Annotated in this window: 22 protein-coding genes; 13 read left to right on the top strand and 9 right to left on the bottom strand. The window is 64.0% G+C overall.

What is annotated here, in order from left to right:
- Positions 1–63: 63 nt before the first annotated feature.
- Positions 64–1488, bottom strand: coding sequence for a glucose-6-phosphate dehydrogenase (zwf, locus tag AC3IYG_RS22135; RefSeq protein ID WP_489313985.1), 1425 nt, complete (start codon positions 1486–1488; stop codon positions 64–66).
- A 179-nt stretch (positions 1489–1667) separates the two neighbouring features.
- Here zwf and hexR point away from each other — a divergent pair, with 179 nt between their 5' ends.
- Both hexR and AC3IYG_RS22125 read left to right on the top strand, forming a co-directional pair.
- Complete coding sequence (gene hexR, locus AC3IYG_RS22130) at positions 1668–2534, top strand: transcriptional regulator HexR (RefSeq protein WP_489311613.1); 867 nt, start codon at positions 1668–1670, stop codon at positions 2532–2534.
- 97 nt (positions 2535–2631) lie between these two features.
- The gene (locus AC3IYG_RS22125) at positions 2632–2856 is read left to right on the top strand and encodes a PA3496 family putative envelope integrity protein (protein ID WP_489311612.1); all 225 of its coding nucleotides are present in this window, start codon (positions 2632–2634) and stop codon (positions 2854–2856) included.
- Here AC3IYG_RS22125 and AC3IYG_RS22120 read toward each other — a convergent pair.
- On the bottom strand, positions 2798–3739 hold the full coding sequence (locus tag AC3IYG_RS22120) for a LysR family transcriptional regulator (RefSeq protein WP_489313984.1): 942 nt from the start codon (positions 3737–3739) through the stop codon (positions 2798–2800). The two genes, AC3IYG_RS22125 and AC3IYG_RS22120, sit on opposite strands and share 59 nt — an antisense overlap.
- A 222-nt stretch (positions 3740–3961) precedes the next feature.
- Here AC3IYG_RS22120 and AC3IYG_RS22115 point away from each other — a divergent pair, with 222 nt between their 5' ends.
- The gene (locus AC3IYG_RS22115; protein ID WP_489311611.1) at positions 3962–5377 is read left to right on the top strand and encodes an acetyl-CoA carboxylase biotin carboxylase subunit; all 1416 of its coding nucleotides are present in this window, start codon (positions 3962–3964) and stop codon (positions 5375–5377) included.
- A gap of 10 nt (positions 5378–5387) precedes the next feature.
- On the top strand, positions 5388–7199 hold the full coding sequence (gene oadA / locus AC3IYG_RS22110) for a sodium-extruding oxaloacetate decarboxylase subunit alpha (protein WP_489311610.1): 1812 nt from the start codon (positions 5388–5390) through the stop codon (positions 7197–7199).
- A gap of 149 nt (positions 7200–7348) precedes the next feature.
- On the opposite strand, the gene AC3IYG_RS22105 is transcribed toward oadA, so the two are convergent.
- Positions 7349–8341, bottom strand: coding sequence for an asparaginase (locus tag AC3IYG_RS22105; RefSeq protein ID WP_489311609.1), 993 nt, complete (start codon positions 8339–8341; stop codon positions 7349–7351).
- A gap of 163 nt (positions 8342–8504) precedes the next feature.
- Complete coding sequence (locus AC3IYG_RS22100) at positions 8505–9953, bottom strand: alanine/glycine:cation symporter family protein (RefSeq protein ID WP_489311608.1); 1449 nt, start codon at positions 9951–9953, stop codon at positions 8505–8507.
- A 169-nt stretch (positions 9954–10122) separates the two neighbouring features.
- Here AC3IYG_RS22100 and AC3IYG_RS22095 point away from each other — a divergent pair, with 169 nt between their 5' ends.
- Positions 10123–10941 (top strand): XRE family transcriptional regulator, encoded by an 819-nt coding sequence (locus AC3IYG_RS22095; protein WP_489311607.1) that lies wholly within the window; start codon positions 10123–10125, stop codon positions 10939–10941.
- A 221-nt stretch (positions 10942–11162) separates the two neighbouring features.
- On the opposite strand, the gene AC3IYG_RS22090 is transcribed toward AC3IYG_RS22095, so the two are convergent.
- The 3 genes from AC3IYG_RS22090 to AC3IYG_RS22080 are packed head-to-tail and all read right to left on the bottom strand — an operon-like array spanning position 11163 to position 12976.
- Entirely contained in the window at positions 11163–11840 is a 678-nt protein-coding gene (locus AC3IYG_RS22090; RefSeq protein ID WP_489311606.1) for a GNAT family N-acetyltransferase, read from the bottom strand.
- 14 nt (positions 11841–11854) lie between these two features.
- The gene (locus tag AC3IYG_RS22085) at positions 11855–12301 is read right to left on the bottom strand and encodes a GNAT family N-acetyltransferase (RefSeq protein ID WP_489311605.1); all 447 of its coding nucleotides are present in this window, start codon (positions 12299–12301) and stop codon (positions 11855–11857) included.
- A gap of 27 nt (positions 12302–12328) precedes the next feature.
- Complete coding sequence (locus tag AC3IYG_RS22080) at positions 12329–12976, bottom strand: FMN-binding negative transcriptional regulator (protein WP_489311604.1); 648 nt, start codon at positions 12974–12976, stop codon at positions 12329–12331.
- A gap of 121 nt (positions 12977–13097) precedes the next feature.
- On the opposite strand from AC3IYG_RS22080, the gene pdxR reads away from it, so the two are divergent.
- Both pdxR and glsB read left to right on the top strand, forming a co-directional pair.
- Positions 13098–14588 (top strand): MocR-like pyridoxine biosynthesis transcription factor PdxR, encoded by a 1491-nt coding sequence (pdxR, locus tag AC3IYG_RS22075; protein ID WP_489311603.1) that lies wholly within the window; start codon positions 13098–13100, stop codon positions 14586–14588.
- Positions 14589–14668: 80 nt separating this feature from the next.
- Positions 14669–15577, top strand: coding sequence for a glutaminase B (glsB, locus tag AC3IYG_RS22070; RefSeq protein WP_489311602.1), 909 nt, complete (start codon positions 14669–14671; stop codon positions 15575–15577).
- Between the two features lie 89 nt (positions 15578–15666).
- Here the strand turns inward: glsB and aspA are convergent, their stop codons facing one another.
- Entirely contained in the window at positions 15667–17091 is a 1425-nt protein-coding gene (gene aspA / locus AC3IYG_RS22065; protein ID WP_489311601.1) for an aspartate ammonia-lyase, read from the bottom strand.
- A 227-nt stretch (positions 17092–17318) separates the two neighbouring features.
- On the opposite strand from aspA, the gene AC3IYG_RS22060 reads away from it, so the two are divergent.
- From AC3IYG_RS22060 to AC3IYG_RS22035, 6 genes are all read left to right on the top strand, one after another.
- Positions 17319–18227 carry a LysR substrate-binding domain-containing protein gene (locus AC3IYG_RS22060; protein ID WP_489311600.1) on the top strand — a complete coding sequence of 303 codons (909 nt, stop codon included), beginning with the start codon at positions 17319–17321 and terminating at the stop codon, positions 18225–18227.
- Positions 18228–18509: 282 nt separating this feature from the next.
- A complete protein-coding gene (gene purE / locus AC3IYG_RS22055) occupies positions 18510–19001 on the top strand; it encodes a 5-(carboxyamino)imidazole ribonucleotide mutase (RefSeq protein ID WP_489311599.1) in 492 nt (163 codons plus the stop codon).
- A 149-nt stretch (positions 19002–19150) separates the two neighbouring features.
- Entirely contained in the window at positions 19151–20236 is a 1086-nt protein-coding gene (locus tag AC3IYG_RS22050; protein ID WP_489311598.1) for a 5-(carboxyamino)imidazole ribonucleotide synthase, read from the top strand.
- A 188-nt stretch (positions 20237–20424) separates the two neighbouring features.
- Positions 20425–20670: a GlsB/YeaQ/YmgE family stress response membrane protein gene (locus tag AC3IYG_RS22045; protein ID WP_489311597.1), complete on the top strand. Its 246-nt coding sequence runs from the start codon at positions 20425–20427 to the stop codon at positions 20668–20670.
- Positions 20671–20747: 77 nt separating this feature from the next.
- On the top strand, positions 20748–21281 hold the full coding sequence (locus tag AC3IYG_RS22040; protein WP_489311596.1) for a DUF3299 domain-containing protein: 534 nt from the start codon (positions 20748–20750) through the stop codon (positions 21279–21281).
- Between the two features lie 136 nt (positions 21282–21417).
- A complete protein-coding gene (locus AC3IYG_RS22035; RefSeq protein ID WP_489311595.1) occupies positions 21418–22347 on the top strand; it encodes a ZIP family metal transporter in 930 nt (309 codons plus the stop codon).
- A 29-nt stretch (positions 22348–22376) separates the two neighbouring features.
- Here AC3IYG_RS22035 and AC3IYG_RS22030 read toward each other — a convergent pair whose 3' ends face one another.
- Positions 22377–23147 (bottom strand): hypothetical protein, encoded by a 771-nt coding sequence (locus AC3IYG_RS22030; RefSeq protein ID WP_489311594.1) that lies wholly within the window; start codon positions 23145–23147, stop codon positions 22377–22379.
- Positions 23148–23252 lie beyond the last annotated feature (105 nt).

The following is a 23252-nucleotide window of genomic DNA, read 5'->3' as shown; positions in this document are numbered from 1 at the left end:
GGCGGCTTGCCCGGCGTTTGGCTGGTCGCAGGCATCGAGCGTCGATTGACGACTAGAGAGCTACTACTCCAGCCACTTGCGCCCTTGCAGTTCGAGCAGGCTCTGCGCCTGTTCGGGACCGTTGGAGCCGGCTGGGTAGGGGCGCGGGTTCTGGTAGTACTCGAGCCAGCCTTTGAGGATCGGGTCGACCCAGCTCCAGGCGGCTTCCACCTCGTCGCGGCGCATGAACAGGGTCGAGTCGCCTTCGATCACGTCCAGCAGCAGCCGCTCGTACGCATCCCAGCGGCGTTTCTGGCGGAAGGCCTGGGCCAGGTTGAGGTCCAGCTCCACCGGTGCCAGGCGCATGCCTTTGCCAGGGGTCTTGCCCATCAGTTGCAGGCTGATGCGTTCCTCCGGCTGCAGGCGGATCAGTAGGCGGTTGGGTTGGCTGCCGTCGAACAGGCGATGGGGCACCGGCTTGAACTGGATGACGATCTCCGACGCCTTCTTCGCCATGCGCTTGCCGGTGCGCAGGTAAAACGGTACGCCGGCCCAGCGCCAGTTGTCGATTTCAACCTGGAGGGCGACAAAGGTCTCGGTATCGCTGTCGTTGTCGACATTTTTCTCGAAGTAGTACGCCGGCACTTCCTGCCCGCCGATCTTCCCGGCGGCGTATTGGCCGCGCACGGTCTGGTCCTGCACATCAAGGCCGCTGATCGGTTTCAGTGCTTCGAGGATCTTCAGCTTTTCGTTGCGCACGGCTTCAGCGTCGAAGCGCACCGGTGCTTCCATGGCCACCAGGCAGAGCAGCTGCAGCAGATGGTTCTGGATCATGTCGCGCATGGCGCCGGAACGGTCGTAGTAGGCGCCGCGGTTTTCCACGCCGAGGGTTTCGCAGACGCTGATCTGCACATGGTCGATATGCCCAGCGCGCCACACCGGCTCGAACAGGGCATTGGCAAAGCGCAGGGCCATCAGGTTCTGGACTGTCTCTTTGCCCAGGTAGTGGTCGATGCGAAACACCCGCGACTCATCGAATACTGCGCCGATCGCGGCGTTGATGGCTTTGGCCGATTCCAGCGAATGGCCGATCGGTTTTTCCAGCACGATGCGCGCGTGGGGCCCGGCGAGGCCGGCGATGGCCAGGTGCGCGGCGATGTCTTCGAACAGGTCCGGCGCGGTGGCCAGGTAGTAGACCCGCACCCGTTGCTCGGCATGCCCGAGGTGCTTGGCCAAGCGGCCGAAATCGGCGCTTTGCGAGGCATCCATGGCGAAGTAGTCGAGGCGGGCGGCGAAGCTGCTCCAGGTCGCCGCATCGAAGTCGGCGCGGGCGATCTGGGCCCGGCAACGCCGTTCGGCCAGCGCCTGATACGCCTCGCGTGCCAATGCGCTGCGGGCCAGGGCGAGGATGCGCATGTCGGCATGCAGGCGGCCGTCGCGGTGCAGGTGATAGAGCGCCGGCAGCAGTTTGTGCAGCGCCAGATCACCGGTGCCGCCAAATACCAGCATGTCGCAAGGGATGGTTAACAAGGGGGCTCCAAGCGCGGTTTACCTGGGCGGGAGGCGGGTCATGTAGTATAACTACACGCACGCTACAACCCGGCGTAGAACCGCTCAATGCCTGCTGCGCTCGCGACGACATTGGAGCGATTCTCGCCGATCATAACCCATCAACAGAGCCAAACCCCTTGAACCTCTTGCAACACATCGCCCAGTCGCGTCACCTGTTACGAAAGTCGGAACTCAAGGTCGCCGATCACGTGCTGCTCGACCCCGCGGCGGTGATGCACAGTTCCATGGCTGACTTGGCCCATAGCGTTGGCATCAGCGAGCCGACCATCGTGCGTTTCTGTCGCGCCATCGGCTGCACCGGGTTCCAGGATCTGAAGCTGAAACTGGCCCAGAGCCTGGCGGCTGGCGCGAGTTTCGGCCAGTTCGCGATCCATGAAGACGATTCGGTCGCCGACTTCAGCCTGAAGATTTTCGACACCACCCTGCACACCCTCATCGAGGTGCGCGAAAAGCTCGACCCGAAGGCCCTGCAGCGCGCCATCGCCGCCTGCTCCCAGGCCCAGCGCGTGGAGTTCTATGGCTTCGGCGCCTCCGGTGCGGTGGCGGCGGATGCCCAGCACAAGTTCTTCCGCTTGCTGCTGACGGCGGCGGCCTATTCCGACCCGCACATGCAGGCGATGTCGGCGGTGACGTTGAAGCCGACCGATGTGGCCATCTGCATCTCGCAATCGGGGCGCTCCAAGGACTTGCTGATCACCGCCAATCTGGTGCGTGAGGCGGGCGCGACCTTGATCACCCTGTGCCCGAGCCAGACGCCGTTGGCCGAGTTGTCGACGGTCAACCTGGCCATCGACGTGCAGGAAGATACCGAGATCTACACCCCGCTGACCTCGCGCATCGCCCATCTGGTGGTGATTGATGTGTTGGCCATGGGCGTGGCCATGGCCCGCGGGCCAACCCTGGTCAATCACCTGAAAAGCGTCAAGCGCAGCTTGCGCAGCCTGCGTCTGTCGCCGAAGACGATCAAGGCCAGCGAAGACTGAAACCGCACGGTCACCGCAGTTTCATTGCGCTGCCGCTAAAACGTAATGCCTGTCGCCCATGCTGGTGCTCCCCGCACCTGTTCATGGGAGATCTGATATGGCTCGTTACCTGGACGACTCGCAACAGCACCTCGGCTCGGCGGCCAAAACCCGCCGTCAGCAGGAAGATCAGCGCCGTATGGCCTACCGCCGTGCCATCGAGGACTTCACCGAGCAGCGTCGGCTGCAGCAGGAGTTGGCGGACTTTCCCGAGCTGGTCGCCGCTAACTACCTGAATGCGGTGCGCTCGGCGTCCCGGCGAAGCGCGCCGCCAGCGCGCTGATCTGCGCGCGCTCGGCGCGGATAAAGGCGAAGAAGGTCTGCGCCACCGGCGACAGGTATTTGCCGCGTGGATGCACCAGGCACCAGCTGCGCATCAACGGTAATTCGCTGACCGGCAGTTCGTGCAACAGGCCGCCGTCCAGTTCGCGGCGCACCGCGTGGCGCGACAGCAGCGCCAGGCCGAGCCCGGCGATCACGCCTTCGCGCTGCGACTCCATCGAGCCCAGTTCGATGGTCTGGACGAAGTGCGCGCGTTTCTGGTGGCAGTAATCCTCGATGGCCTTGCGCGTGCCGGAGCCCTGCTCGCGCACCAGCAACGGCCAGTCGCAGAGGTCCTGCAGGCCGAGATTGCCGCGTTGGCATAACGGGTGCTCGGGCGGCGCCACGGCGATGATCGGGTTGTCGAGGAAGGGCAGGAACTCCAGTGACATATCCTGCGGTACCTGCGACATGATCAGCAGGTCGTCGCGGTTGGCGCTGAGCCGCCTGATCGTCTGCGCGTGATTGACCACCACCAGTTCCAGGTTGACCTCGGGATACTGGTGCTTGAAGGCGGCGAATAGGTGCGGCACGAAGTATTTGGCGCTGGACTCCACCGCCAGCTTGAGCTGGCCTTGTAGCGAGCCCTGCAAGTCCGAGAGCTGCATGTCGAGGCTTTCCAGGCGCCCGAAAATATCGCCACTGGCGCGTTGCAGTGCCTCGGCGGCGTCGGTCAGGTAGAGTTTTTTGCCGACATACTCGAACAATGGCTGGCCGACCAGCTCTTCCAGCTGGCGAATTTGCAGGCTGACCGCCGGTTGGGTCAGGGCCATTTCTTCGGCGGCGCGGCTGTAGGAAAGGCTTTCGCACACCGCCCGGAACACCTGCAGCTGACGTAACGTCATACGTAACAATGACTTACGCACGGGGCCCACCTGTCTATCAATGTCTGGTCGAGCAACTATAAGTCTTTGCTTATGGCTAACCCAATTATTATTGATTTTGGTTAATCGGCGCAGGGGGCTAGGGTGAATACGCGACAGGGCCTTGAATCCGCTTCAGGTGCTCGCGCATGGATCGACCGCGCATAAACGGTCGCCAGTTCACCAGGCCGAGGGAAACCTTCCGTGATCAAGAAAATCCTGATCGCTAACCGTGGCGAGATTGCCGTCCGTATCGTGCGCGCTTGCGCCGAGATGGGCATCCGCTCGGTGGCGATTTACGCCGATGCCGACCGCATGGCGCTGCATGTAAAGCGCGCCGACGAGGCCCACAGCATCGGTGCCGAGCCACTGGCCGGCTACTTGAACCCGCGCAAGCTGGTCAACCTGGCGGTCGAGACCGGGTGCGATGCGCTGCACCCCGGTTACGGCTTTCTCTCCGAGAACGCCGAACTGGCGGATATCTGCGCCGAGCGCGGAATCAAGTTCATTGGCCCGTCGGCCGAGGTGATCCGCCGCATGGGCGACAAGACCGAAGCCCGGCGCAGCATGATCAAGGCCGGCGTGCCGGTCACCCCAGGCACCGAAGGCAACGTCGCGGATATCCATGAAGCGCTGATCGAGGGCGACCGCATCGGTTACCCGGTCATGCTCAAGGCCACGTCCGGTGGCGGCGGCCGCGGCATTCGTCGTTGCAACAGCCGTGAAGAGCTGGAGCAAGCCTTCCCACGGGTGATCTCCGAAGCGACCAAGGCCTTTGGTTCGGCGGAAGTGTTCCTGGAAAAATGCATCGTCAATCCCAAGCACATCGAGGCGCAGATCCTCGGTGACAGCTTCGGCAACGTGGTGCACCTGTTCGAGCGCGACTGCTCGATCCAGCGCCGCAACCAGAAGCTGATCGAGATCGCCCCCAGCCCGCAACTGACCCCCGAGCAGCGCGCCTACATCGGCGACCTGGCGGTGCGAGCGGCGCAGGCGGTGGGTTACGAAAACGCCGGCACCGTGGAGTTCCTGCTCGCCGAGGGCGAGGTGTACTTCATGGAGATGAACACCCGGGTGCAGGTGGAACACACCATCACCGAGGAAATCACCGGCATCGACATCGTTCGCGAGCAGATCCGCATCGCCAGCGGCTTGCCGCTGTCGGTCAAGCAGGAAGACATCCAGTACCGCGGCTTCGCCCTGCAGTTCCGGATCAACGCCGAAGACCCGAAGAACAACTTCTTGCCCTCGTTCGGCAAGATCACCCGCTACTACGCGCCCGGCGGCCCCGGCGTGCGCACCGACACGGCGATCTACACCGGCTACACCATTCCGCCCTACTACGACTCCATGTGCCTGAAGCTGGTGGTCTGGGCCCTGACCTGGGAAGAGGCGATGGACCGTGGCCTGCGCGCGCTGGACGACATGCGCCTGCAAGGGGTGAAGACCACCGCCGCCTATTACCAGGAAATCCTGCGCAATCCGGAATTCCGCAGCGGTCAGTTCAACACCAGCTTCGTTGAGAGCCACCCGGAACTGACCAACTACTCGATCAAGCGCAAACCCGAAGAGCTGGCCCTGGCCATCGCCGCCGCCATCGCCGCCCACGCAGGCCTGTGAGGAATAGAACATGTCCAAGAAAATTTATGTAACCGACACCATCCTGCGTGACGCCCACCAGTCGCTGCTGGCGACCCGCATGCGCACCGAAGACATGCTGCCGATCTGCGACAAGCTCGACAAAGTCGGCTACTGGTCGCTGGAAGTCTGGGGCGGCGCGACCTTCGACGCCTGTGTGCGCTTCCTCAAGGAAGACCCGTGGGAGCGTCTGCGCCAACTGCGCGCGGCGTTGCCCAACACGCGCCTGCAAATGCTCCTGCGCGGGCAGAACCTGCTCGGCTACCGCCACTACAGCGATGACGTGGTGCGGGCGTTCGTCGCCAAGGCGGCGGTCAACGGTATCGACGTGTTCCGCATCTTCGACGCCATGAACGACGTGCGTAACCTGCGCGTGGCCGTCGAAGCGGTGAAAGCAGCCGGCAAGCACGCTCAAGGCACCATTGCCTATACCACCAGCCCGGTGCACACCATCGAAGCCTTCGTCGCCCAGGCCAAGCAGATGGAAGCCATGGGTTGCGACTCGGTCGCGATCAAGGACATGGCCGGCCTGCTGACCCCGTACGCCACCGGCGAACTGGTCAAGGCGCTGAAGGCCGAGCAATCGCTGCCGGTGTTCATTCACTCCCACGACACCGCCGGCCTGGCCGCCATGTGCCAGCTGAAGGCGATCGAAAACGGTGCCGACCATATCGACACCGCGATCTCCAGCTTCGCCTGGGGCACCAGCCATCCGGGTACCGAGTCGATGGTCGCCGCGCTCAAAGGCAGCGAGTTCGATACCGGCCTGAATCTGGAGCTGCTGCAGGAAATCGGCCTGTACTTCTACGCCGTGCGTAAGAAGTACCACCAGTTCGAAAGCGAATTCACCGCCGTCGACACCCGTGTGCAAGTCAATCAGGTGCCGGGCGGGATGATTTCCAACCTGGCCAACCAGCTCAAAGAGCAAGGCGCGCTGAGCCGCATGGGCGAAGTGCTGGCCGAGATCCCGCGGGTGCGCAAAGACCTTGGCTACCCGCCGCTGGTAACGCCGACCTCGCAGATCGTCGGCACCCAGGCGTTCTTCAACGTGCTGGCCGGCGAGCGCTACAAAACCATCACCAACGAAGTGAAGCTCTACCTGCAAGGCGGCTACGGCAAAGCGCCGGGCACTGTCGACGAGAAACTGCGGCGTCAGGCCATCGGCAGCGAGGACGTGATCGACGTGCGCCCGGCCGACCTGCTCAAGCCGGAGATGGACAAGCTGCGCGCCGAGGTCGGCGCCCTGGCCCAATCCGCCGAAGACGTGCTGACCTATGCGATGTTCCCGGACATCGGGCGCAAATTCCTCGAAGAGCGTGCGGCCGGCACCTTGGCCCCGGAAGTGCTGCTGCCGATTCCGGAAGCCGGCGGCGTGTCCGCTGCCGGCGGTGAAGGCGTGCCGACCGAGTTCGTCATCGACGTGCACGGCGAAAGCTACCGCGTCGACATCACCGGCGTTGGCGTGAAGACCGACGGCAAACGGCACTTCTACCTGTCGATCGACGGCATGCCGGAAGAGGTGGTGTTCGAGCCGCTCAACGAATTCGTCGGTGGCGGCGCCAGCGGCAAGCGCAAGCACGCCAGCGAGCCGGGCCACGTCAGCACCACCATGCCGGGCAATATCGTCGATGTGTTGGTCAAGGAAGGCGACACGGTGAAAGCCGGTCAGGCCGTGCTGATCAGCGAGGCGATGAAGATGGAAACCGAAGTCCAGGCGCCGATCGCCGGCAAGGTCACGGCCATCCATGTGGCCAAAGGCGACCGCGTCAATCCGGGCGAAGTGCTGGTCGAGATCGAGGCCTGATCGGTTAACGAACAAGTCCCTTTGGGGGAGCCGCGAGGCTCCCCTTTTTTATTCTCCGGCCTGTCAGGGCCTGCTGGGAGCGGCTTCAGTCGCGATTGGCTCGTGCAGGACATCGCGGCTAAAGCCTTCCCCGCAAACCGTAACCGGCGTTACTCCACGCGCTCGCCGCACAAATCCAACACAAACCACTGTTCCACTTCGGCCTGACCCAAGCCCGCGCCGAGCAGGCTGAACAGCTTGCCCAGCGCCGCTTCGCGGGTCATGCCGCCTGCCGAAATCAACCCGGTGCTGAGCAACTGGCTGCCAGCGGCATATACGCCGAACTCGACATGCCCTTGCGGACATTGACTGATCGCCGCCAACACCACGCCGCGGGCATGGGCGGCGCTCAACGCGGCCAGCAACTCGGCATTGTCGGAGGGGCCGGTGCCAACGCCATAGCACTCCAGCAGCAACGCCTGCACGCCGGTGTCGAGCAGGGCCTGCACATGGCAGGCCTGGATGCCGGGAAACAGCGGCAGCACGGCGAGGTTCACCGGCTGGCGCGGCTGGCGGAAATCGAGCGCGGCGGGCAGGGCATCCGCGCGCTCGCCAAGCCGTTGCCTGGGCAGCACGGTGAAGGCGTCGAAGGCATCGCTACGCAGTTTGCTCACCCGTGCGCCGTGCATCAGCTCGCCGTTGAAGTACAGCTGCACGCCCGGCGCAACGCCCGCTGCCAGCGTCTGCATGGCGCCGCACAGGTTGGGCCAGGCATCGCTGCCTTCGGCGCCGGCCGGCAGCATGGCGCCGGTCAGCACGACCGGCACACCGAGGCCGAGCAGCAGAAAGCTCAAGGCGGCGGCGCTGTAGGCCAGGGTGTCGGTGCCGTGCAGCAGCAGCACGGCATCGTGCCCGCCGTTTTCCACTGCATCGACGATGACGTCGCGCATGGCCAGCCAATTGGCCTGGCTCATGTTGGCGCTGTCGAGCAGGGGTAGCAGTTCATGGAACCGCCAACTGATTGCCGGCGCTGACGCCAGGCTGTTCAGGTGCTCGCGCATGCGCGCTTCGAAGCCGCCGCCGGGAGCCAGGCCCTGGGGCGTCTGCAGCATGCCGATGGTGCCGCCGGTATAGAGCACGAAAAGGTTTTTGACTGCGCTCATGCCATGGTCCTTGGGAAAGCGTGAAGGTAAAACGGGTGGGTCAGCATACAGCGGATTCCTGCCGCGCAAGCGCTCAGGGCCAGGGCGGATTGTTGCCTGATACGACGGTGCCGCTCCCCGCGCCAGGCGGAGAAGCGGCACCTTGTGCAGCGCGCTGGTGGGACTAGCGGTGGCTGCTCACCAGGCGTGTGGTCAACGCTGCGCTGGGCACTTCGCTGCGCGGCGCGGTCGGCCAGGCGTCGCGGTCGAGGTCCAGGTCGGCGAACTTCGAAGCGTCGAACACCGGTGTCTGGATGCCGGCACGGCGTTGCTCATCGTAGTCGCGCATCACCCGCAGGCCGACCTTGATCAGCATGGCCAGGGCGATCAGGTTGACGAAGGCCAGGCAGGTCATGGTGATGTCGGCGAAGGCGAACACGGTGGAGAGGTTCTGCATCGAGCCCCAGCAGATCAGCGCCAGCACCAGGCCGCGGTAGGTCAGCAGCGCCGCGCGGCTCTTGCCCAGCAGGAACTGCAGGGCGTTTTCGCCGAGGTAGTAGTTGTAGAGGATGCAGGTGAACACGAACAGGCTCAGCGCCACGCTGACGAAGATCCGGCCCCAGTCGCCCACCACCGCCGCCAGGGAGTTCTGGGTCAGGACAATGCCGTCGCCTTCGAAGCCCGGGGTGTAGAAACCCGACAGCAGGATCAGCAGCGCGGTGCAGGTGCAGATCACGAAGGTGTCGAGGAACACGCTGAACGCCTGCACCACACCCTGGGCGACCGGGTGCTCGACGCTGGCCACGGCGGCGACGTTGGGCGCGCTGCCGAGGCCGGCCTCGTTGGCGAACACGCCGCGCTTCACACCCATGACGATGGCGCTGCCCAGCAGGCCGGCGAAGGCCGGCTCCAGGCCGAAGGCGCTCTTGACGATGGTCACCAGCATGCCCGGCACCAGATCGATCTGGGTGAAGATCACGTACAGGGTCACGCCGATGTAGGCCAGGGTCTTGACCGGCACCAGCAGGTCGGAGACCGAGGCGATGCGCTTGATCCCGCCGATGAACACCAGGCCCAGCAACACGGCCAGGCCGATACCGGTGTACTGCACCGGGAAGCCGAAGGCGTTTTCCAGCGAGTGGGTCACGGTAAACGATTGCAGGCCGTTGAAGGCGAAGCCGTAGGTCACCAGCAGCAGCGTGGCGAAGACCATGGCCATCCAGCGCAGGCCGAGGCCGTGCTGGATGTAGTAGGCCGGGCCGCCACGGTACAGGCCGTCACCGTCGCTGCGTTTGTACAGCTGGGCCAGGGAGCATTCGAAGAAGCTGCTGGACATGCCGACCAGCGCGGTCACCCACATCCAGAACACCGCACCCGGGCCGCCCAGGGTCACGGCGATGCCGACCCCGGCGATATTGCCCGCGCCAACGCGGCCGGCGAGGCTGAGCATCAGTGCCTGGAACGAGCTGAGCTGGCCGCCGCTGCTGCGCAACGACTGCTTGAACACGCTGAACATATGGGTGAAGTGGCGGAATTGGACGAACCGCGAGCGCAGGGTGAAGTAGCTGCCCAAACCGACGATCAGCACGATCAGCAGTTTTCCGGACAGGAAGTCGTTAAGCACTTCGAGCATGGGGATTCCTCGATTCTTATTGTTCGAACGATGGATGGCACGACAGCAGGTCGTGAGCATGCCGCGCATGGTTGGCCAAGGGCGCCGATCAGGCAATTTCGCGGGTGTATTCTATGTGGTGCGAGTTGATGCTATATTCGCGCCGTTCGCATCAATGGAGGGTCGACGCATGTCGAACAATCTGGGCGTCAACCTCAGGCTGCTCTGCAGCCATTACCGCTCGATCGCCGAGGTTTGCCGCAAACTCGCGATCAATCGCGCGCAGTTCAATAAGTACCTCAGTGGTCAGAGCCAGCCGACCGCCTACAACCGCAAACGCATCGGCGATTTCTTCGGCGTCGAGGACTACGAACTGGGCCTGCCGGCCGAGCAGTTCGCCCGCCTGATCGGTGCGCGCAACGCCGACCCGGCGGCAGCGGCCTCCAGCGATCCGCTGTACAGCCTGTTGCAGCCATTGCGCGAGCACGCCACCAGCCTGACGCGCTACTGCGGCTACTACTTCGAATACTCCAATTGCATGTCGGTGCCCGGCAGCATCCTGCTGTCGCTGGTGCACCTGCGCGAGGAGCGCGGCACCTTCCTGTTCGAGCGCCAGGAACGCCAGGAGCGCTCCAGCAGCACCGACGTGCAGGCCGAGGACTGGGTGCGTTGCCGCTACCTCGGCGCCGCCTTCCATTTGCAGGACCGACTGTTCCTGCTCGACTACGAATCGCTGACCCTCAATGAGATGAGCCAGACCATCCTCATCCCCAGCTTCAAGAGCCGCATCACCCGCTTGAATGGCTTGAAGACCGGCGTTTCCAGCGGCGACCGGCGCACCCCGGCCTGCACCCGCGTGGTCTGGGAATACCTGGGGGCGGAGATCAACCGGGTCAGCGCCTACCGCCAGGTGATGCTCTATCGCCCGGACGATCCACGCATCGACGGAGACATCCGCCAGCGCCTGGCCGCCGCACCCGTGCGCAACGGCCTGTTCGATACCGATTAGGTTCGAGTAGGTCGGGCCAGCCGAGCGCTCCTAGAAGAAATCGATACACCTGTTCTTACGTTGTTACCCAGATCACCGTTAGCCGAGGGCGATACAGCGGGCGAGCGGCAACGGCGGGCAGTGCATGACGGCAACCTTGTCGGACGTGTTGGGGTTGGTCGTCGTTTATAGCGATGAAGTTTTAGCGTTTCATAAGGCTGGCGTCACAGGTACTAAGTAGTTCAGTCGTGCAGGGTCTCCAGACGCTGCCGCTGCTGGCCCTGGGCATCGAAGTTGTCCGCTGCCAGCCAGCGTTCGAATCGTGCGCCGATGGCCGGCCATTCCTGGTCGAGCATGGCGTACCAGGCGGTGTCGCGGTTGCGGCCTTTGATCACCATGTGCTGGCGGAACAGCCCTTCGTAGCTGAAGCCGAAGCGCTCGGCGGCGCGTTTGGAGCGGGCGTTCTGCGCGTTGCACTTCCATTCCAGGCGGCGATAACCCAGGCGGAAGGCGTAGTCGGCGAGCAGGTAGATCACCTCGGTGGCCTGCACACTGCGTTGCATCACGCGGCCATAGCAGATGTGCCCGATCTCGATGCTGCCATGCGCCGGGTGGATATTCAGGTAGCTGAGTAGACCTTGTACCTGGCCGCTGGCCGGCTCGATCACAGCGTAAAACAGCGGGTCTTTGCTCGCCGCGTTGGCACTGAGCCAGGCGTCGAAGGCGCTGCGTTCCGGGAACGGGCCATAGGGCAAATAGTCCCACAGCAATGGGTCGGAATCCGGGCCTTGCAAGGCCAGCCAAAGGTCGTCGCCATGGCGCGCCGGGTCGAGTCCTTCGAGGCGCACAGTGCGGCCTTGCAGGACTTCGCGAGTGGGCGTGCCAGCGGCTTGCCAGTTGAGTGGGGGGGCTTCGTTCATGAGTGAATTCCTGCTCAGAGCAATTTGCGGTATTGGAGGAAACCGGAGCGCTCGGCGATGCGCTCATACAGCTGCATGGCGTCGAGGTTGGTCTCGTGGGTCAGCCAGTGCACCCGCGAGGCGCCGGCGCTTTTCGCTTCACGGTAAACGTGTTCGATCAACTGCCGACCGACACCAGCGCCACGCAGGTTTTCGGCGACGAACAGGTCCTGCAGATAACAGTAATCGCCAACCGTCCAGCACGAGCGGTGGTAGATGAAATGCACCATGCCGATGGCCTTGCCGCCACGCCAGGCCAGCGCGGCATGCAGCGGCTCGGTCGGGTCGAGAAAGCGCTGCCAGGTGAGGGCGCTGGTCTGCTCGGGAAGTTCCGCTTTGTAGAAGCGCAGGTAGCCCTGCCAGAGCGGTAGCCAGGCGGCGTGGTCGTCCTGATTGATGGGGCGGATGGTCAGTGTGTGCATGGGGCTGTTCTCTCACAAAGGCTCAGGTTAATTGCGGTCTTCGTGCGTGCATTCGGCCATGCGGGCTGCCAGTTCAACCTCGCTGGGCAAGGCACTGCCGGCCAGTTGTTCACGCACGCCGGTGCGGTCGGCTTGGTCGCGGTTCTGGCTGAGCTTCCATTTACCCTCCAGGCGCTCGATGGGCAGGGAAAAGCCGACGATGGCGCGCAGCATGCTGTCGATGTAGGCCGCCGGGGCATCGTCAATGGCCCAGGGTTGCGGGCGCCCTTGTTCGTGCTGCTCGGTAAGCTGCCTCAGCAGTTTGCGCAGGCGCTGCGGATCGTCAAAGGTTTCGGCCTGGCCATGGGCGTGTATGGCGATGTAGTTCCAGGTCGGCACCGCTTTGCCGTGCTCGGCTTTGCTCGGGTAATAGCTGGGGCTGACATAGGCCTGCGCACCGGGGAAAATCACCATGACTTCGGCGCCAGCCGCAAGGCTTTGCCAGTGCGAATTGGCCCGCGCGAAGTGGCCTTTGAGGGTGCCGAAGCGACCCTCGCCAGGCGCCAGCAGCAAGGGCAGATGGCTGGCCTGCATGCCGTTGCGGTCATGGCTGACGAGAATCGCCAAGGGCGTTTGCCGCATCTGCGCATGCAGGGTGGGCAGGTCTTCTTCGCGAAATGCGGGCGGTAGGTACATGACGGTTCTCCAGCGGGATAGGACGATCCTAGGACAGCTATTGGTCCGTTGTAAGAGCCATTCATGGCAATTTTCATGGAGCCAATTTAGGCTGTGGCGACCCCTCCATGGTTGAGCGCCCATGTCCCGCAGCAACCCACCACCACCTTTGCCCTTCGACCCCTCGGGTATTCAGCTGGATCGACGCCAGGGCCTGGCGCGCCAGCTTTACCAGGCGCTGCGCGAGCGCATTCTCGGCGGGCAGTTGAGCCGTGTGCGCCTGCCGGCCAGCCGCGATCTGGCGGCGGCGTTGGGCGTTTCGCGCAATACCGTGGTGCGTGCTTACGACCAGTTGTATGCCGAGGGCTACCTCGAAGGGCGGATTGGCGATGGTACTTATGTCGTCGATCTGGCCGTTGCGGCAGCGGCGGGCAGCAAGCTGCAGAGCAAACCACTGGCCGCGCCACTGGATGCGCCGCAAAGCAGCCTGTTGCAGCGCTTGCGCGAGCACCATTTGCCGCCGCCGCGGCCTGGCGCGCCACGTGCGTTCCGGGTCGGCATCGCCGCGTTCGACTTGTTCCCCTTTGAAATCTGGGCGCGTCTGCAGGCCAACTTCTGGCGCCATCCGCCGTTGGAGAGCCTGGGTTATGCCGATGCGGCAGGCGACCCGCGCTTGCGCGAGTTGATTGCCGCTTACCTGCGCAATAGTCGCGGCCTGGTTTGCGATCCGGCGCAGGTGATCATCACCAGCGGCGCGCAGCAGGCCATCAGTCTGTGCGCCCAGGTCCTGCTCGAAGTGGGCGATGGCGTGGCGCTGGAAAACCCCGGCTATCGCGCCGCCGGCAACGCGTTTGCTGTCGCGGGTGCGCGCCTGCATGGCATCGCGGTCGATCAGGACGGCCTCGATACCGCGCAGCTGGCGGCGCTCAAGGATTGCCGCCTGGCCTATGTCACGCCGTCGCACCAATACCCGACCGGTGTGACCTTGTCCCTGCCGCGGCGCCTGGAGTTGCTGGAGTGGGCGGCGCGCGCGCAGGCCTGGATAGTCGAGGACGATTACGACGGCGAATACCGTTATCGCGGTACGCCGCTGTCGCCCTTGGCGGCGCTCGATCGGCATGGCCGTGTGCTGTATGTCGGCACCTTCTCGAAAATCGCTTTTCCCGGCCTGCGTCTGGGTTACTTGGTGGTGCCGCCGACGTTGGCCGAGGCATTTGCGCAACTGCGTGCGCTGGGTGTGCGCCATTCGGAAATCGGCACTCAGGCGGTGATGGCCGAATTCATTGCCGCCGGCCACTTCCAGCGGCATATCCGCCGTATGCGCCGGGCTGCGCAGGCGCGGCGGGATGCCGTGTTGCGCGGCTGGCCAACCACGCTTGCCGGTTGTCAGCCGCTGCCGCAGGTGGATGCCGGCCTGCACCTGAGCGTGCGGGTGGCGAGCCGCGCACGCGAGACCGAGCTGATCGAAAAAGCCGCGGCGGTCGGCGTTGAACTGAACGCCCTGAGCGATTACTGGCTGACGGACTCGCCCGGCACCGAGGATGGGCGCGCCGGTCTGGTGCTGGGCTTTGCCGGGGTCGATGAAGCGCGGATTGCCGAAGCGTTGCAGGCGTTGACGAAGGCCTGGCGGTGAGGGCTGTGCTCTGAGCCGGGTGCCCAGCGTCTAGCAACGGTAGCCCCGGTGCCGACCGGGGAGTGACTGCGAGCCTGAGCATGCAAGCGCTGTTGAACGAAATTCTCGACGAAGTTCGCCCCTTGATCGGTCAGGGCAAAGTAGCCGATTACATCCCGGCGCTGGCCGATGTGCCGGCCCGGCAATTGGGCATCGCCGTGTACGCCAATGACGGCGAGCTGTTCTGTGCCGGCGACGCGCAGACGCCGTTCTCGGTGCAGAGCATTTCCAAGGTGTTCAGCCTGGTGCAGGCCATCGAGCACTCCGGCGAAGCGATCTGGCAGCGCCTCGGCCATGAGCCTTCCGGGCAGCCGTTCAACTCGCTGGTGCAGCTGGAGTTCGAGCGTGGCCGGCCGCGCAACCCGTTCATCAATGCCGGCGCCCTGGTAATCTGCGACATCAACCAGTCGCGCTTCGCCGCGCCGGCGCTGTCGATGCGTGATTTCGTCCGGCGTCTTTGCGGCAATCAGGAAGTGCTGGTCGACCAGCGCGTCGCCGAGTCGGAATACCAGCACCGCGCGCGCAACGCGGCCATGGCCTATCTGATGCAGTCGTTCGGCAACTTCCACAACGATGTCGAGGCGGTGCTGCGCAGTTACTTCAGCCATTGTGCGCTGCGCATGAGCTGCGTCGACCTGGCGCGGGCCTTCTGTTTTCTGGCCAACGATGGGTTCTGCAAGCACAGCGGCGCGCAGATCCTCACAACGCGGCAGACCCAGCAGGTCAACTCGATCATGGCCACCAGCGGCTTGTATGACGAAGCTGGCAATTTTGCCTATCGCGTTGGTTTGCCGGGCAAGAGCGGCGTCGGCGGTGGGATTGTCGCGGTGGTGCCGGGGCGTTTCACCGTGTGCGTCTGGTCGCCCGAGCTGAACGCCGCCGGCAACTCGCTGGTTGGCATGGCCGCGCTGGAGCTGCTCAGTCAGCGCATTGGCTGGTCGGTTTTCTAGCGCATAAAAAAAGGAGATGAGGTGTTGACCTCATCTCCTGAAAGGCGAGGGAAGAGTGGCCCCTCAGCCTGGTGAGCGTATGCGTTGACTCAAGCCTTCAGCGGCACCAGTCGCGGTGCGATCATGTTTTCCGGGCGCAGGATGTCGGCCAGCATCAGCTCGTCGAGCAGGCCTTCTTCACGCACCAACTCCAGCACGCCGCGGCCGCTTTCCAGGGCGATGCGAGCGATGCGGGTGGCGTTCTCGTAGCCGATGTAAGGGTTCAGCGCGGTGATCAGGCCGATCGAGCTTTCCACCAGTTCGCGGCAGCGCGCTTCGTTGGCGGTGATGCCGACGATGCAATGCTCGCGCAGCATGTCCATGGCGCGCTGCAGCAGGCGGATCGAGTCGAAGATCTTGTAGGCGATCAGCGGTTCCATCACGTTCAGTTGCAGCTGGCCGCCTTCGGCCGCCATGGTCAGCGCCAGGTCGTTGCCGATCACTTCGAAGGCCACCTGGTTGACCGCCTCCGGGATCACCGGGTTGACCTTGCCGGGCATGATCGAGCTGCCTGGCTGGCGCGGCGGCAGGTTGATCTCGTTGATCCCGGTGCGCGGGCCGCTGGAGAGCAGGCGCAGGTCGTTGCAGATCTTCGACAGCTTCACCGCGGTGCGCTTGAGCATGCCGGAAAACAGCACGAAGGCGCCCATGTCCGAGGTCGCCTCGATCAGGTCGGCGGCCGGTACCAGTGGCTGGCCGCTGATCAGCGCCAGACGTTCTACCGCCAGGTGCTGGTAGCCGGGGTCGGCGTTGATGCCGGTGCCGATGGCGGTGCCGCCGAGGTTCACTTCGGTGAGCAACTCGGGCGCCAGGCTTTTCAGGCGTGCCAGGTCTTCGCCGAGGGTGGTGGCGAAGGCGCGGAATTCCTGGCCGAGGGTCATCGGCACGGCGTCTTGCAACTGGGTGCGGCCCATCTTCAGCACGTGGCTGAATTCGACGCCTTTGGCGGCGAAGGCCTGGATCAGGCTGTCGAGGCTGGCCAGCAGGGCGTCGTGGCCGAGCAGCAGACCGAGACGGATGGCGGTCGGGTAGGCGTCGTTGGTCGACTGCGCCATGTTCACGTCGTTGTTCGGGTGCAGGTACTGGTACTCGCCCTTGGCGTGGCCCATGGCCTCCAGTGCCAGGTTGGCGATCACCTCGTTGGCGTTCATGTTGGTCGAGGTGCCGGCGCCGCCCTGGATCATGTCGACCACGAACTGCTCGTGGAACTCACCGCGGATCAGCCGTGCGCAGGCTGCGCTGATCGCTGCATGCTTGGCGGTGTCGAGGTGGCCGAGTTCGTGGTTGGCGTCGGCGGCGGCCTGTTTCACCATCGCCAGGGCGACCACCAGTTTCGGGTAGTGCGACAGCGTCACGCCGGACAGGCGGAAGTTATGCACGGCACGCAGGGTCTGAATGCCGTAATAGGCTTCAGCCGGAACTTCGAGGCTGCCAAGCAGATCTTTTTCGACGCGGAAGGATGCAGCAGGGGACATGATGTGAGTCATCTCAGGGTAGGCACGGACTGAGCCGCGATGCCGATTAGACTAGGCCTGGGCGGGCCGGTCGGCCAATGCTGTTAAACACTGGGGTATGCACAATCGGCATAATGTTGCTGTGACTGCCGCCGACTGGCGAGCGTAGGGCGGACTCAGGCGGGCAGCGAACAGTCCGCCGCTCATCACGGCGTATAGCGATGCAACCAGGATAGGTGTGAGGTCGTATGAATCTGGAAAGCAAATGGCTGGATGACTTTGTCACCCTGGCGGCCACCCGTAGCTTCTCCCAGGCGGCGCAGAAGCGCTTCGTCACGCAGCCAGCCTTCAGCCGGCGGATTCGCAGCCTGGAGCAAGCCTTGGGGCTGACCCTGGTTAACCGTGCCCGCACGCCGGTGGAACTGACCGAGGCCGGGCAGTTGTTCCTGGTCACCGCGCGCAGCGTGATCGAGCAGCTCGGCGATGTGGTGCGCCATCTGCATCATCTGGAGGGCCAGCAGGGCGAGGTGTTGCAGTTCGCCGCCGCGCATTCGCTGGCGCTGGGGTTTTTCCCGCCGTGGATCGCGCGCTTGCGCAACGAGGGCCTGAATATCGCCAGCCGCCTGGTGGCGACCAACGTCGGCGAGGCGGTGCACGCCCTGCGCGAAGGCGCCTGCGACCTGATTCTGGCTTTCTATGACCCGGACGCGGCCTTGCAGATGGACCCGGAAATCTTCCCCTCGATGCACCTGGGGCGCACCGAGATGTTGCCGGTATGCGCCGCCGGGGCCGATGGTCGGGCCTTGTTCGATCTGGAGAGTGGCCTGAGCGTGCCGTTGCTGGCCTACAGCGCGGGCGCGTTCCTCGGTCGCTCGGTGAACCTGTTGCTGCGCCAGCGCGGTTTGCGTTCGACCACGGTGTACGAAACGGCGATGGCCGACAGCCTCAAAAGCATGGCGCTGCAGGGCTTGGGCGTGGCCTGGGTGCCGCGCCTGAGCATCACCGCCGAACTGGCGCGCGGTGAATTGCTGGAGTGCGGCGGGCCCCAGTGGCATGTGCCGCTGGAGATCCGCCTGTACCGCTGCGCGCTGGTGCGCAAGGCTTCGGTGCGTCTGCTCTGGCGCAAGCTGGAGGCGGGGGTTGGCGCGGTGGAGTAAGGCTCCCATGGGTCGGGTTGAGCCTACGAAGCTCAAGCTACCCTTGGCATGCGCTTAAACCGCCAGGTTTTCGCTGCATGCCAAGGTGCTGGACGGACGGTCATTGTGGGTACTCGCGGGCTCGGGCTTTGCGGTATACTGCGCGGCCTTTGGCCGGCCCCGCACCGGCCCTGGTCTTTCACACAGAAGCATTCGCACACAAGCCACGCCTGGTCTCCAGCGTGGCTTGTTAGTTTTTGCCGCGCCCATGGGCGCCAATGAAAATGAAGAAGAGGCACGACGATGAGCGCACTGGTTGGCGTGATCATGGGCTCCAAGTCCGATTGGTCCACCCTTAGCCACACCGCCGACATGCTGGACAAGCTGGGCATCCCCTACGAGGTCAAGGTGGTGTCCGCCCACCGCACCCCGGATTTGCTGTTCCAGTACGCTGAACAGGCCGAAGAACGTGGCATCCAGGTGATCATCGCCGGTGCCGGTGGCGCGGCCCATTTACCCGGTATGTGTGCGGCCAAGACGCACCTGCCGGTGCTCGGCGTGCCGGTGCAGTCGTCGATGCTCTCGGGGGTCGATTCACTGCTGTCGATCGTGCAGATGCCCGCCGGTATTCCGGTCGCCACCTTGGCCATCGGCAAGGCCGGCGCGGTCAACGCCGCCCTGCTGGCGGCGAGCATCCTCGGCCACCAGCACCCGCACTTCCATGCCGCGCTGAAACAGTTCCGCACTGAGCAGACGGACAGCGTGCTGGACAATCCAGACCCGCGTGAGGCCTGAGAGCCCCTTCCATCAGGGCTGCGACGCGGCGCAGTTGAGCGCCGTCCGCTGCTCGGAATGCTCATTTACTCGCGTGTAAACGCCGCTTTCTGCGCTGCGTGCGTCGCTTAACTGCTTGGTCTCGCCACCTACTGAAAGGGGCTCTACAAATGAAAATTGGTGTAATAGGTGGCGGCCAGCTGGGTCGCATGTTGGCGCTGGCGGGTACTCCGCTGGGAATGAATTTCGCCTTTCTCGACCCGGCGCCGGATGCCTGCGCGGCTGCCCTCGGCGAGCATATCCGCGCCGATTACAGCGACCAGGATCACCTGCGGCAGCTGGCCGACGAAGTCGACCTGGTGACCTTCGAATTCGAGAGCGTGCCGGCGGAAACCGTGGCCTTCCTTTCGCAGTTCGTGCCGGTCTACCCGAGCGCCGAAGCGCTGCGCATCGCCCGCGACCGCTGGTTCGAGAAGTCGATGTTCAAGGAGCTCGGCATTCCCACGCCGGCGTTCGCCGACATCCAGTCGCAAGCGGATCTGGACGCTGCGGCGGCCAGCATCGGCCTGCCGGCGGTACTGAAGACCCGTACCCTCGGCTACGACGGCAAAGGCCAGAAAGTTTTGCGCAAGGCCGCCGATGTGGCGGGCGCTTTCGCCGAGCTGGGCAGCGTGGCGTGCCTGCTCGAAGGTTTCGTGCCGTTCAGCGGTGAAGTCTCGCTGGTCGCCGTGCGCGCCCGCGATGGTGAAACGCGCTTCTACCCGCTGGTGCACAACACCCACGAGAGCGGCATCCTCTGCCTGTCCATCGCCAGCAGCGCGCATCCGTTGCAGAAATTGGCCGAAGACTATGTCGGCCGGGTGCTGAGCAAGCTCGACTATGTCGGCGTGCTGGCGTTCGAGTTCTTCGAAGTCGACGGCGGCCTCAAGGCCAACGAAATTGCCCCGCGGGTACACAACTCCGGGCACTGGACCATCGAAGGCGCCGAGTGCAGCCAGTTCGAGAATCATTTGCGCGCCGTCGCCGGCCTGCCGTTGGGCTCGACTGAGAAGATCGGCGAAAGCGCCATGCTCAATTTCATTGGCGAAGTACCGCCGGTGGACAAGGTGATCGCCATCGAGGATTGCCACCTGCATCACTACGGCAAGGCCTTCAAAATTGGCCGCAAAGTCGGTCACGCCACCCTGCGCTGCCCGGACCGGGCCACGCTGGACCGGCAGATCACCGCCGTCGAGACGCTGATCGGCAAAGCCTGAGCCCACGGACGCCCGCTTTCGCCCGCGAAATCCGGGTGTGGTGGGAACCTGTGCACGGTAAATCCGTCTCATTGCAGGGTATCTGGGTTGTGACTAGGCTCAGGCCCTATGACCTGTTGCGACGGCGCACGGCCACGTGCAGCCGCGAGTGAACAGGTTATTAGCCAATCTCACGGAGGGAATGTTTTATGGGCATCATTGGAACCATCTTCATCGGTCTGCTGGCCGGCCTGGTCGCACGCTTCCTGAAGCCGGGCGACGACAGCATGGGCTGGATCATGACCATCCTGCTCGGCATCGGCGGCTCGCTGGCAGCCACCTACGGCGGCCAGGCACTGGGTCTTTACCAGGCCGGCCAGGGGGCCGGGTTTATCGGTGCGGTAGTCGGCGCCGTGGTCCTGCTGGTGATCTACAGCCTGGTGAAAAAGAGCTGAGTTTGACTGGCTCGCCCCTCTCCCGCGAGGGGGAGGGTGCCGGCAGCGCTTCCCCCGTTTTCTCCTCGAGTCTTGTCATGCGCCGTTCGATCCTGATCCCGTTGTTGTTGCTCGGCAGCCTTGCCCATGCCGAACTGCCGGAAATCGACTGGCTCGAACTGATGCCAAAATCCGACCAGAAGGCCCTCGAGGCCATGCCGGAGATCAGCCACGACACACCCGAAGCGAATCGTACCTTCGATGGCAAGGGCGGGCTGAAGCAGGAAAAGGGTTTGCCGGCCGTCATGTACTCGGCCAAGACCGTGCCCGCCATGAACGGCAAACAGATCCGCCTCGGCGGCTACCCGGTGCCGTTGGAAACCGATGGCGAAGGCCGCAGCACGCTGTTCTTCCTCGTCCCGTACCCCGGCGCCTGCATCCACGTGCCGCCACCGCCGCCCAACCAGCTGGTGCTGGTGCGCTACCCCGAAGGCTTGCCGCTGGACGATATATATACCCCACTCTGGGTCAGCGGCACGCTCAAGGTCGAGCCGGTCAGCAACGAGTTGGCCGATGCCGCCTACGCGTTGGATGCGAGCAAGGTGCGGGTCGTGGTGGACGCCGATCTATAGCCCGCTCCGACAGCAAAGCTCGCGCTGTGCCTGATCGCTGGCACGGCACGCAGCCATAGATTTTTTCTAATATCTTAGTCAAATCAATAGCGCTTAGTCTTGAAGCCGGGAATTCAGCCGACCACTCGGTGACTCTATGCCAAGCACACAGACTCAATTCAGCTCGATGCGCAGCGCCTGGTTCGCCCAGGCGCAGGCCAACCCGTACACCGCGCTCGGCCTGGCAGTCGCCTGTCTGGCGATCACCTGGTTGCTGGCCGCCAGCACCATCACGGCCTTCCAGGGTGAGAGCCCGAGTAACCTGCGTTACGCGATGTTTGGTGGCCTGGCCGGCTTCGGCGCCAGCGCATTCGGCGCCCTGCTCGCCATAGGGCTGCGCGACATCAGCGCGCGTACCCAGGACACCATGCTCGGCTTCGCCGCCGGCATGATGCTCGCGGCCAGTTCGTTCTCCCTGATCCTGCCCGGCCTCAGCGCCGCCAAGGAGATCACCGGCAGCGGCCCACTGGCGGCCCTTACGGTGGTGATCGGCCTCGGGCTGGGCGTGTTATTGATGCTTGGGCTCGACCGCTTTACCCCGCACGAGCATGAGAGCAGCGGCCCCTGCGGCCCGGATTGCGAGCGTATCAACCGCGTCTGGCTATTCGTTCTGGCGATTACCCTGCATAACATCCCGGAAGGCATGGCCATCGGCGTGAGCTTCTCGAACGGCGACCTGAGCGTCGGCCTGCCGCTGACGACGGCGATCTCGATCCAGGACATTCCCGAAGGCCTGGCCGTGGCCCTGGCCCTGCGCGCCACGGGCCTGTCGGCGCTACGAGCGGCCCTGGTCGCCGTGGCCACTGGCCTGATGGAGCCGATCGGCGCACTGATCGGCGTGGGCATCTCCAGCGGTTTCGCGATTGCTTACCCGGTCAGTCTCGGCCTGGCTGCCGGCGCCATGATCTTCGTGGTCTCCCATGAAGTCATCCCGGAAACCCACCGCAACGGCCACCAGACGCCCGCCACCCTCGGCCTTATGGCGGGTTTTGCGGTGATGATGTTTCTGGATACGGCCCTGGGTTGAGGGCCTGTATTGCCTGCGGACGGATGGTTCTACTCGTCAACGCGCAGCCTGCGCTTGAAGAAGCTCTCAAGCACGGACCATGAAAGGATAAAGCCGACCAGGGCGATCACGCCGGCAACGATGGCGACCACCCGGCTTGAAACGCCCCAGAAGGTTTTGACCGAAATCGGCAGTGGGTAATAGCCTTTGTCAGTCGCCAGGCTTTGCTGGCCGTTGAGGGTCGCCGCCGTGACGGTCGTTGCGTGGAATGCAGCAAGCCCGCCCTTGAGTGGCTCCTCGGCAAGGCGAAAAAGCAGCGTTCGATTACCCGCTCCGACCGGGGTAATTGTCCAGGCTGCATGGATCGGCAAGCTGGAATCGGCGCCTTTTTCAATCGTCTCCGACGGCTCTATAGCGAAACCGGAAGACTTGAGCTCGAAGGTGACCTTCCTGTCGAGGCGGTCATGTGTCCAGTCGGTGGGTAATGAGTCTGATAAAGGGCTGCCGCTGGTGTCTCTTTTGTCGAACAGTGGCCCCGCATAGACAGCGTGCGTCGATACCGCGTAGCTGATCTCCAGCAGCTGGGTTTCGTTCTCCAACATGCTGGCTGGAAAGCTGATCTGCAGATTGGCGTTACGAAACAGGTAGGGGCCGGCAGTCGGCTTTTGGACCGATGTCGCGAGGGCGAGGGTGTTGGTCTGCGGCGCCATGGGCCGACTCAGAACCCTTGCTGCCTGCAGCGGAAAGTAAGCGCTCCAGGCCGCGAGTGCAGAACCCGCGATCAACACTCCCGCCAGACCGAGCTTGATGAGTGGATGCATCGGCTTCGCCACCCCGTGTTGTGCCTGACTCTAAGTAAACGACATTTCTGCCGTACAGCAATCCGTGGTGCGCCGTTGTGCCCTCTCGGTTCCGCTCTGGCGTGG

It is taken from the genome of Pseudomonas sp. KH_027 (assembly GCF_057838565.1).
Note: the sequence above shows the minus strand (reverse complement) of the source record. Positions and strands in the feature narration are given on the sequence as shown.

Coding starts and splice junctions, on each gene's coding strand:
- zwf (WP_489313985.1), bottom strand. CDS start 1,488: ATGCTGGTATTTGGCGGCACCGGTGATCTGGCGCTGCACAAACTGCTG.
- AC3IYG_RS22125 (WP_489311612.1), top strand. CDS start 2,632: ATGGCTCGTTACCTGGACGACTCGCAACAGCACCTCGGCTCGGCGGCC.
- AC3IYG_RS22120 (WP_489313984.1), bottom strand. CDS start 3,739: ATGACGTTACGTCAGCTGCAGGTGTTCCGGGCGGTGTGCGAAAGCCTT.
- oadA (WP_489311610.1), top strand. CDS start 5,388: ATGTCCAAGAAAATTTATGTAACCGACACCATCCTGCGTGACGCCCAC.
- AC3IYG_RS22105 (WP_489311609.1), bottom strand. CDS start 8,341: ATGAGCGCAGTCAAAAACCTTTTCGTGCTCTATACCGGCGGCACCATC.
- AC3IYG_RS22100 (WP_489311608.1), bottom strand. CDS start 9,953: ATGCTCGAAGTGCTTAACGACTTCCTGTCCGGAAAACTGCTGATCGTG.
- AC3IYG_RS22095 (WP_489311607.1), top strand. CDS start 10,123: ATGTCGAACAATCTGGGCGTCAACCTCAGGCTGCTCTGCAGCCATTAC.
- AC3IYG_RS22090 (WP_489311606.1), bottom strand. CDS start 11,840: ATGAACGAAGCCCCCCCACTCAACTGGCAAGCCGCTGGCACGCCCACT.
- AC3IYG_RS22085 (WP_489311605.1), bottom strand. CDS start 12,301: ATGCACACACTGACCATCCGCCCCATCAATCAGGACGACCACGCCGCC.
- AC3IYG_RS22080 (WP_489311604.1), bottom strand. CDS start 12,976: ATGTACCTACCGCCCGCATTTCGCGAAGAAGACCTGCCCACCCTGCAT.
- pdxR (WP_489311603.1), top strand. CDS start 13,098: ATGTCCCGCAGCAACCCACCACCACCTTTGCCCTTCGACCCCTCGGGT.
- glsB (WP_489311602.1), top strand. CDS start 14,669: ATGCAAGCGCTGTTGAACGAAATTCTCGACGAAGTTCGCCCCTTGATC.
- aspA (WP_489311601.1), bottom strand. CDS start 17,091: ATGTCCCCTGCTGCATCCTTCCGCGTCGAAAAAGATCTGCTTGGCAGC.
- AC3IYG_RS22060 (WP_489311600.1), top strand. CDS start 17,319: ATGAATCTGGAAAGCAAATGGCTGGATGACTTTGTCACCCTGGCGGCC.
- purE (WP_489311599.1), top strand. CDS start 18,510: ATGAGCGCACTGGTTGGCGTGATCATGGGCTCCAAGTCCGATTGGTCC.
- AC3IYG_RS22050 (WP_489311598.1), top strand. CDS start 19,151: ATGAAAATTGGTGTAATAGGTGGCGGCCAGCTGGGTCGCATGTTGGCG.
- AC3IYG_RS22045 (WP_489311597.1), top strand. CDS start 20,425: ATGGGCATCATTGGAACCATCTTCATCGGTCTGCTGGCCGGCCTGGTC.
- AC3IYG_RS22040 (WP_489311596.1), top strand. CDS start 20,748: ATGCGCCGTTCGATCCTGATCCCGTTGTTGTTGCTCGGCAGCCTTGCC.
- AC3IYG_RS22035 (WP_489311595.1), top strand. CDS start 21,418: ATGCCAAGCACACAGACTCAATTCAGCTCGATGCGCAGCGCCTGGTTC.
- AC3IYG_RS22030 (WP_489311594.1), bottom strand. CDS start 23,147: ATGCATCCACTCATCAAGCTCGGTCTGGCGGGAGTGTTGATCGCGGGT.